7 protein-coding genes are annotated in these 7,774 nt (G+C 61.2%); 4 read left to right on the top strand and 3 right to left on the bottom strand.

Annotation, left to right across the window (positions count from 1 at the left end):
* Nucleotides 1–382: 382 nt before the first annotated feature.
* On the bottom strand, nt 383–1,492 hold the full coding sequence (gene ribD / locus NW809_RS09150; protein WP_099812499.1) for a bifunctional diaminohydroxyphosphoribosylaminopyrimidine deaminase/5-amino-6-(5-phosphoribosylamino)uracil reductase RibD: 1,110 nt from the start codon (nt 1,490–1,492) through the stop codon (nt 383–385).
* A 185-nt stretch (nt 1,493–1,677) separates the two neighbouring features.
* Between ribD and NW809_RS09145 the strand changes: the two genes are divergently transcribed.
* Nucleotides 1,678–3,276, top strand: coding sequence for a glucose-6-phosphate isomerase (locus NW809_RS09145; protein WP_414401983.1), 1,599 nt, complete (start codon nt 1,678–1,680; stop codon nt 3,274–3,276).
* A 110-nt stretch (nt 3,277–3,386) separates the two neighbouring features.
* Nucleotides 3,387–4,538, top strand: coding sequence for a glucose-6-phosphate dehydrogenase assembly protein OpcA (locus NW809_RS09140; RefSeq protein ID WP_414390249.1), 1,152 nt, complete (start codon nt 3,387–3,389; stop codon nt 4,536–4,538).
* Between the two features lie 177 nt (nt 4,539–4,715).
* Here the strand turns inward: NW809_RS09140 and psb35 are convergent, their stop codons facing one another.
* A complete protein-coding gene (gene psb35 / locus NW809_RS09135) occupies nt 4,716–5,024 on the bottom strand; it encodes a photosystem II assembly protein Psb35 (protein ID WP_099812496.1) in 309 nt (102 codons plus the stop codon).
* A gap of 110 nt (nt 5,025–5,134) precedes the next feature.
* Nucleotides 5,135–5,353 carry a hypothetical protein gene (locus NW809_RS09130; RefSeq protein ID WP_011429298.1) on the bottom strand — a complete coding sequence of 73 codons (219 nt, stop codon included), beginning with the start codon at nt 5,351–5,353 and terminating at the stop codon, nt 5,135–5,137.
* 168 nt (nt 5,354–5,521) lie between these two features.
* On the opposite strand from NW809_RS09130, the gene NW809_RS09125 reads away from it, so the two are divergent.
* Complete coding sequence (locus NW809_RS09125) at nt 5,522–6,811, top strand: cysteine desulfurase (protein ID WP_011429299.1); 1,290 nt, start codon at nt 5,522–5,524, stop codon at nt 6,809–6,811.
* Nucleotides 6,812–6,856: 45 nt separating this feature from the next.
* Nucleotides 6,857–7,774, top strand: a 918-nt coding sequence (locus NW809_RS09120; protein ID WP_414401982.1) for an aldo/keto reductase, incomplete at its 3' end; no start/stop codon positions are given.

Raw genomic sequence — 7,774 nt, 5'->3', positions numbered from 1 at the left:
GCCGGGCAGGCAACGAAAGGAGACTGGACAAGAAGGACAGCCCTTTGTTGTCGCTTTCTCAAGGCTCACCCCAGAGGAGCTCAATGATCCGGGTGGCTTTTGGCAAAATGGCAGTTACAGCCTGCTTGGGCAAAACCCGTATCGTCACACGAGCTGAAACCTTACTCAGGTAAGGTTTTTTCTGTGGGCTATATTCCTTTGAACCGCAAGCTCTAGAGAGCACCAGTAGCCTATCACAGGCTAGCTCAGTTTCGATCCCTGTTTTTCAGAAACGCCACATTCTTTCTGAGCAGTATACTCGTTTACCTTAAGCAGATATGATTTTGTTCGTTCAAAAACCTAAAACTCTCTCGGATGACAATTGAGAGTCATCGAGAACAAATCATTCACCGGAGTCGTCGGCGCCAGAAGGGAGGATCTTCCCGGTTATCAACCAGTTATCCCCCACAGTCTGCAGTTGCGGCTCCAACAGTTGCCAGCTTTGGTTCACATCCGGGATCCCTTCTCCTGCTACGGGGGTTGGCGCGTCGGCCCCGCCCAAGATCTTGGGAGCGATGAAGGCGGCCACCTTCTGGATGGCCCCATCTTTAAGGGCTGCCCAGGCCAAGGTGCCGCCGCATTCCCAGAGGGCACTCAGACAGCCTCGCTCAAAGAGAACCTGCGCCGCTTGAGCCGGGGTTACTTGATCCAGGTGCAGCAGCTCCACCCCTTGCTTGGCCAGGGATCCCCAGAGGGGATGGGCTTCAGTGGCCTCGGTAATCACCAAAGTTGGCGCCTCCTCCGCTCGCCACAGGTGGGCCAGCGGGGGCAGATTCAGAGAGCGGCTGAGAACCACTCGCAGGGGCTGGGATCCGTGAAAATCCGGCAGGCGGCAGGTAAGGTGGGGGTTATCGTGCCAGACGGTGCCGGAGCCCACGATGACTGCATCGTGCCAGGCCCGCTGGCGGTGAACCCACTCTCGCGCCAGCGGATTGCTGATCCAGCGGCTGTGGCCGGTGGCGGCGGCGCTCTTGCCGTCTAGGGTCATGGCGTATTTGAGCAGGCCAAAACACCGTTTCTGCACAATCGCGAAGGCAAAGCCTTCGTTGAGCTCCTGACATTCCTGCTCCAGCACCCCCACCGTCACCTCAACCCCTGCCTCCTGCAGGCGGCGGATCCCTTTGCCGGCCACCAGGGGATTGGGATCCTGCATTCCCACCACCACCCGCCGGATCCCGGCAGCCAGGATGGCCTCGGTACAGGGAGGGGTGCGCCCGTAGTGGTTGCAGGGCTCGAGGTTGACGTAGAGGGTAGCGCCCTTGGCCAGGGATCCCGCCTGTTGCAAAGCCAACACCTCGGCATGGGGCTGGCCGGCTCCCGGATGAACGCCTTCCCCCACCACCTGATCCCCCCGGACAATAACGCAAGCTACCCGCGGGTTAGGGGAGGGGCGCTGCGGTGTGGAGCGGGCCAAGGACAGGCACCGTTCCATCCATTGCCGATCCGAGTTCATAAGGGGCCGGGATCAAGCTACAGTTGCTCTGGATTCTAGCCTTGCCATCTGGGGAACAAAAGCCGACCCGTTCCCTTCAAGTGCGCGACGGATCTGGGCGCTGTTGGCGACTTCACCCGCTGGCCCGTCCAGGAGCTGGAGGGCGTTTTTGGTAAGCTGGTTACAGCCTTGGCAGAAGGGATCCCATGGACAGCCTTCAACTTTGGCAGCGCTACTGCGATTGGCTCTACTACCATCCCGAGCTGGAAATTTTTGTTGATATCAGCCGCATCCGTTTTACTTCCGCTCAGGTGGAAGCGCTGCGGCCTGCCTTTGCCCGCGCCTTTGCCGAGATGCAGGCCCTAGAAGCCGGGGCCATTGCCAATCCCGACGAAGGCCGCCAGGTGGGCCACTACTGGCTGCGGGCGCCGGAGCTGGCTCCTAGCGCCGAAATTCGGCAGGCAATTCAAGACTGCCTCGAACAGGTGGAGAGCTTTGCCAAGAAGATCCACTGCGGCACGATCCCAGCCAGTGGGGGAGGGCGTTTCACCGAGCTGCTCTGGATTGGCATTGGCGGCTCGGCTCTGGGGCCACAATTTGTGGCGGAGGCCCTGGCTCCGCTGCAGCCGCCCTTGAACATTCACTTCATCGACAACACGGATCCGGACGGGTTTGACCGGGTGCTGGGACGGCTGGCCGGCAAACTGGGACAAACCCTGGTGGTTGTCACCTCCAAATCCGGCAACACGCCCGAGCCGCGCAACGCCTTGGTGGAAGTGGAGCTGGCTTACCGGAAGGCAGGGATCCCCTTTTCTGCCCATGCAGTGGCCATCACCGGCCCCGGCAGCCAATTGGAGCAGCAGGCGCGGCAGGAGGGGTGGCTAGCCGTTTTTCCCATCTTCGACTGGGTGGGGGGGCGCACCTCGGAAACTTCCGCGGTGGGCCTGCTGCCGGCAGCGTTGCAGGGGATCGACATCCGGGCTTTGCTGGCCGGAGCTGCCACCATGGACAAAGCCACCCGCGTACCCCATCTGGAGCGCAATCCTGCCGCCCTCTTGGCCATGACCTGGTACATCGTCGGCGAGGGGCGAGGGCGCAAGGATATGGTGGTTTTACCCTACAAAGACCGCCTGGCGCTGTTTAGCCGCTACCTGCAGCAGTTGGTGATGGAATCTCTAGGCAAGTCCCACGACCTGCAGGGCAACCGCGTGGAGCAGGGCCTAACCGTCTACGGCAACAAGGGCACCACCGATCAGCACGCCTACGTGCAGCAGTTGCGGGACGGCCTCAACAACTTCTTCGTCACCTTCATCGAGGTGCTCCAGGATCGCGAGCCGGGGATCCCTTCCCCCTTCGTAGAGCCCGAGGTAACCAGCGGCGACTATCTGGATGGCCTGCTGCAGGGCACCCGCCAAGCCCTCTACGAAAACGGGCGCGACTCCGTCACCATAACGCTGCCGCGGGTGGACGCCCGCTCCGTGGGGGCCCTGATTGCCCTCTACGAACGGGCAGTGGGCCTCTACGCCTCTTTAATCCAGGTCAACGCCTACCACCAGCCGGGGGTGGAAGCAGGCAAGAAAGCGGCCAGCGCCGTCCTGCAGCTCCAGCGCCAGGTGCTGGAGGTGATGCGAGAGCAAAAGGGATCCCTGACCTTGCCCCAGTTGGCGGAAAAACTGGGCTGCCCAGAGCGCATCGAGACCCTGTACTGGATTGTGCGGCATCTGCAAGCCAATGGCCGCAGTCTAGTGCTTGTGGGGGATCCTGGCCGACCCTTGGAGCTAAGCATCCAGCCGCGCCCGGCCTGAGGGTTTAGAAGAGGCAGCCTGAAGAAAGATCTGTATCTCACCTTAAACCCCTCCTGGGCAGCCGGCCTGTCTGCCTAGAATCGAGCAAGAGGCTACTCCAGGAGGAGACTATGGACCAACCTGCCGCCGTCCTGCCTTTACAAACCCCAAAAGATGTCTCCATCGAGGACATTGAGCAGGAGCTGAACAAGATCTGGTCCTCCAAGGGAGAGAGCGTTGCCGCCCGGGCTGCCACCTTTACCCTGGTGGTGTATGAGTCGCTAGACGATGCCCTGCTGCTGCCTTCCCCCACCGTCGAAGCCATTGCCACCCAGAACCCCTGCCGCGTCATCGACCTAAGGGCCAAACGGGAGGGAGCCACAGACGACGCCATCGAGGCCCAGGTGGCGGCCTATTGCCCGGTGACCCGCGAGCAGCGCAGCTCGCTGGTGTGTTGTGAGTACATCACCCTGAAAGCGCCGGAATCGGCTTTTGTGCGCGCTTGCAGCACTGTCGCCTCGCTGTTGATCCCCAACCTGCCCACGTTCCTGTGGTGGCAAGGGAACTTAGACTTGAATAGCTTGTTGTTTCAAAAGCTGGTAGCCCTGAGCAACCGCGTCATCGTCGACTCGCGGGGCTTTGTCAACCCAGAAGAAGACCTGCAGGAAATTCATCTCCTCATCAGCGAGGGGCACCACTGCGGGGATCTCAACTGGCGACGGCTGCTGCCCTGGCAGGAACTCACCGCCCAAGCCTTCGACCCCCCAGATCGGCGAGAGTCTCTGTCCTGGATAGATCAAGTAACCATTGACTACAGAGCTGGCAACCCCTGCCAGGCCCTCCTTTTCTTGGGCTGGCTGGCCAGCCGGCTGGGGTGGACGCCCACCGAGCGGGCCCAGACTTGGGAACACGACTACGAGATCGACCGCATCCGCTTCCAAACCCAAGCGGGAGGCGAGGTGAGGGCAGAATTGGCTGCCGTGCCCCTGGTCTCGGAGATGAGCCAGGCGGGAGATCTCATCGGCTTGCGCCTCACCTCCAGCAACCAGGAAGCCGACGCCTGCACCGTGCTCTGTTCAGAAACCACAGGGTGCATGCGCATGGAAGCCATGGGAGGTGCCCAGAGGTGCGTGGTTCGCCAGGTGGCTCCCCTGGAGCAGGAGTCCTTGGAAACGCTGCTAGCTGCCGAGTTGCAGCGGCCTGGCCCCGACTATCTTTACGAAGAGACCTTAGGGGTGGTGGCCCAGATCCTCAAATTAAAGAAAAGCGGAGCGCTGGGGTAGAATCTCGATTTCGTTGTTGGCAATCTTGGGGAGACGGATACTGTCTCGCGTTCAAATGCAGGGAAGCGAAGACCCCAACCCAGCGCTTGACAGACGAGAACCTAGGCTTCTCGGGATATCCCGACAAATCGGCCCAAGAAAGCTAGCCAGATCCGCCTATCCACTGTCGAAGCCAGCTCAGCGCAGCCCCAGGACGGAGGCCAGCACGCTGTGACCTACCAGGGCTTCCACCGCAATGCTAATGGCAAACCCCAGCATGGCCAATCGCCCGTTCCAGCGCTCGGCCTTTTCCGTCCACCCAATTTCCCACTCGGGCGGAGCCTCGCCCTCTTGCCCATACTGAGGCACGTATCGCGGACGAGCAGCACCCTCCCAGCCCGCAGGACGCTTGGAGTTGAAGAAAGCCATCGAACCGAGGGCAACAGCAGCCACCAGCCCGCTCACCATAACGGCAATGTAAGGAAAGAAAGGGTTGTCGAGGATCATCGGCCTGTTGGGTTCAGTGAAACAGTCAATAGCTTGGGTAGCGAGCCGATCGGGCAGCCCCCAGACAGAACGCCCGACCTGATGCTTGCGTAAAACTCAGATGTTCTCAACTATCGCAGTCCCAGCCACTGAGCGAGAGTGGTGGCAAAAACACTGTGACCCACCAGCGCCTCTGTGGCAACGCTGATCACCAAACCCACCATAGCCAGGCGGCCATTCCAACGCTCCGCCTGCTCCGTCCAGCCCGGGATCCAGTCGTTGGTGGTGTCGTAGTATTGGGCCACAGAAGCGGAGTCCAGGCGAGAAGGGATCCTAGGAGAGGATTGCATAGGTAATGCCTCATAACTGTACGTAAACAAACTTAACATAAAATTACAGTTCTTGACAACTTTTCCGACTGGCGAGGGGAGGTAGGGATCCCTGGCGAGAGGGAAGGAGTTTGCCGAGGGGTGCCCAGAGCGATGCCATACTGAGGGAGGTAGGCTTCTGCGCAGACTATGGCGGTATCCTCTCTTTCTTCCCCCAAGCTGGACCAGGCTTTTGACGCTGCTGCCGACTTAGCTGCCCAGGTGCGGTCGGATTTTCCAATTTTGCAGCGCCAAGTCAACGGCCAGCCGCTCATCTATTTTGACAATGCGGCCACTTCCCAGAAGCCGCTGGCGGTTTTGCAGGCAATGGATTTCTACTATCGGCACAGCAACGCCAACGTGCACCGGGGAGTGCATACCTTGGGCAACGAAGCCACGGAGGCCTACGAGGGGGCGCGGGAGAAGATTGCCCGCTTTATCAACGCGCCTTCCCCGCAAGAGATCATCTACACCCGCAACGCCAGCGAGGCCATTAACCTGGTGGCCTACAGTTGGGGCATGAGCACCCTAGAGCGGGGGGATGAGATTATTCTGTCGGTGATGGAGCACCACAGCAACTTGATCCCCTGGCAATTCGTGGCTCAAAAGACGGGGGCCTGCCTCAAGTTTATCCAGATCACGCCCGAGGGCGAGCTGGATTTGGAGCACTACCGCTCTTTGCTGGGCGACCGCACCCGCCTAGTGGCTGTAACTCACGTCTCCAACATGCTGGGATCCATCAACCCTGTCCGGGAGGTGGTTGAGTTAGCCCATCGCTGTGGGGCCAAGGTGTTGCTGGATGCCTGTCAGAGCGTGCCCCACATGCCGGTGGATGTGCAGGCCCTAGACTGCGATTGGCTGGCCTTTTCTGGGCACAAGATGGGCGGCCCCACGGGGATCGGGGTGCTCTACGGCAAGCGGGAGCTGCTGCGGGCCATGCCGCCCTTTTTGGGCGGGGGCGAGATGATTGCCGAGGTGTACTGGGATCACGCCACCTACGCCGATATCCCCCACAAGTTTGAGGCGGGCACGCCGGCCATTGCCCAAGCGGTGGGTCTGGGGGCAGCCGTCGATTACCTAAGCCAGATCGGTCTGGAGCGCGTGCATGCCCATGAGCAAAAGTTAACCGCTCGCCTCCTAGAAGGGCTTCAGCGCATTCCAGGCATTACAATCTATGGCCCCAAGGACCCGACGCGGCGGGCGGGGCTGGTCAGCTTTTCGGCGGAGGGCATCCACCCCCACGACCTGTCCACCTTGCTGGATGAGCAGGGGATCGCCATCCGGGCCGGCCACCACTGCACCCAGCCGCTGCATCGCCACTTGCAGGTGCAATCGACGGCGCGGGCCAGCGTTTACCTCTACAACACCTTGGCCGAGGTGGATCGCTTCCTGGAGGTGCTGGCGGAGGCGGTGGCGTTTTTCAGGGAGGCCTTGGGGTAGCCGAGGAAGATGCTCTACCGCCGCTTTGGGCGCACACAGCAGCTTATGTCGGCTTTCTCCCTGGGCAGCATGCGCCTAGTCCATGTGCCGCCGGAGCAGGCCCAGGCCACGGTGGCAGCGGCGCTAGAAGCAGGGATCAACCACATCGAAACGGCGCAGGCCTATGGCCAGGCCGAGGTGCTCTTGGGGGAGATCCTGCAGAAGCTGGCGGTGCCGCGGCAGCGCTTGATCCTGACCACCAAGCTCACGCCTGGCGAGAGGCTGCGGGAACGGCTGGAGGGATCCCTGCAGCGGCTACAGGTGGAGTATTTGGATCAGTTTGCCTTCCACGGCATCAACCTGCCCGAACACCTGGAGTGGGTGCTGCAGGAGGGCTTGCCGCTGCTGCGGCAGGCGCAGCAGGAGGGCTTGGTGCGCTACATCGGCTTTTCCACTCATGGATCCCTGGAGCTAATCCTGCAGGCCATCCAGAGGGGCCAGTTTGACTTTGTGAATTTGCACTACCACTTTTTCCAGCAGCGCAATGCCGCGGCCCTGGAGGCGGCAGCCCAGCAGGATATGGGGGTGTTCATCATCTCCCCTGCCGACAAAGGGGGGATGCTCTATCGCCCGCCCCAGCGTCTCCGGGAGAGCTGTGCGCCCTTTAGCCCCCTGGAGTTTGCCTATCGATTTTTGCTGGCGGATCCCCGCATCCACACCCTCAGCCTGGGCATTACCCATCCCGACGAGCTGCAGACAGCCCTGGCGGCCCTGCAGGATCCCGAGCGCTGGTGGACGGAGGGCCTGCAGGTACAGGAGCGGCTGCATCAAGCGGAGCAGGAACGCCTGGGCTCCAGCCGCTGTGCCCAGTGCTACGCCTGCCTGCCCTGTCCCGAAGGGATCCACATCCCAGAGGTGCTGCGGCTGCGCAACTTGGCTCTTGCCCACGAGATGACCGAGTTTGCCCAATATCGCTACAACATG

Origin of the sequence: Synechococcus sp. WC101 (genome assembly GCF_047461555.1) — a bacterium.
Lineage (GTDB): Bacteria > Cyanobacteriota > Cyanobacteriia > Thermostichales > Thermostichaceae > Thermostichus.
The sequence above is the reverse complement of the archived record's forward strand: the minus strand, read 5'-3'. Positions and strand labels throughout refer to the sequence as shown.

Coding starts and splice junctions, on each gene's coding strand:
- NW809_RS09145 (WP_414401983.1), top strand. CDS start 1,678: ATGGACAGCCTTCAACTTTGGCAGCGCTACTGCGATTGGCTCTACTAC.
- NW809_RS09130 (WP_011429298.1), bottom strand. CDS start 5,353: ATGCAATCCTCTCCTAGGATCCCTTCTCGCCTGGACTCCGCTTCTGTG.
- ribD (WP_099812499.1), bottom strand. CDS start 1,492: ATGAACTCGGATCGGCAATGGATGGAACGGTGCCTGTCCTTGGCCCGC.
- psb35 (WP_099812496.1), bottom strand. CDS start 5,024: ATGATCCTCGACAACCCTTTCTTTCCTTACATTGCCGTTATGGTGAGC.
- NW809_RS09140 (WP_414390249.1), top strand. CDS start 3,387: ATGGACCAACCTGCCGCCGTCCTGCCTTTACAAACCCCAAAAGATGTC.
- NW809_RS09125 (WP_011429299.1), top strand. CDS start 5,522: ATGGCGGTATCCTCTCTTTCTTCCCCCAAGCTGGACCAGGCTTTTGAC.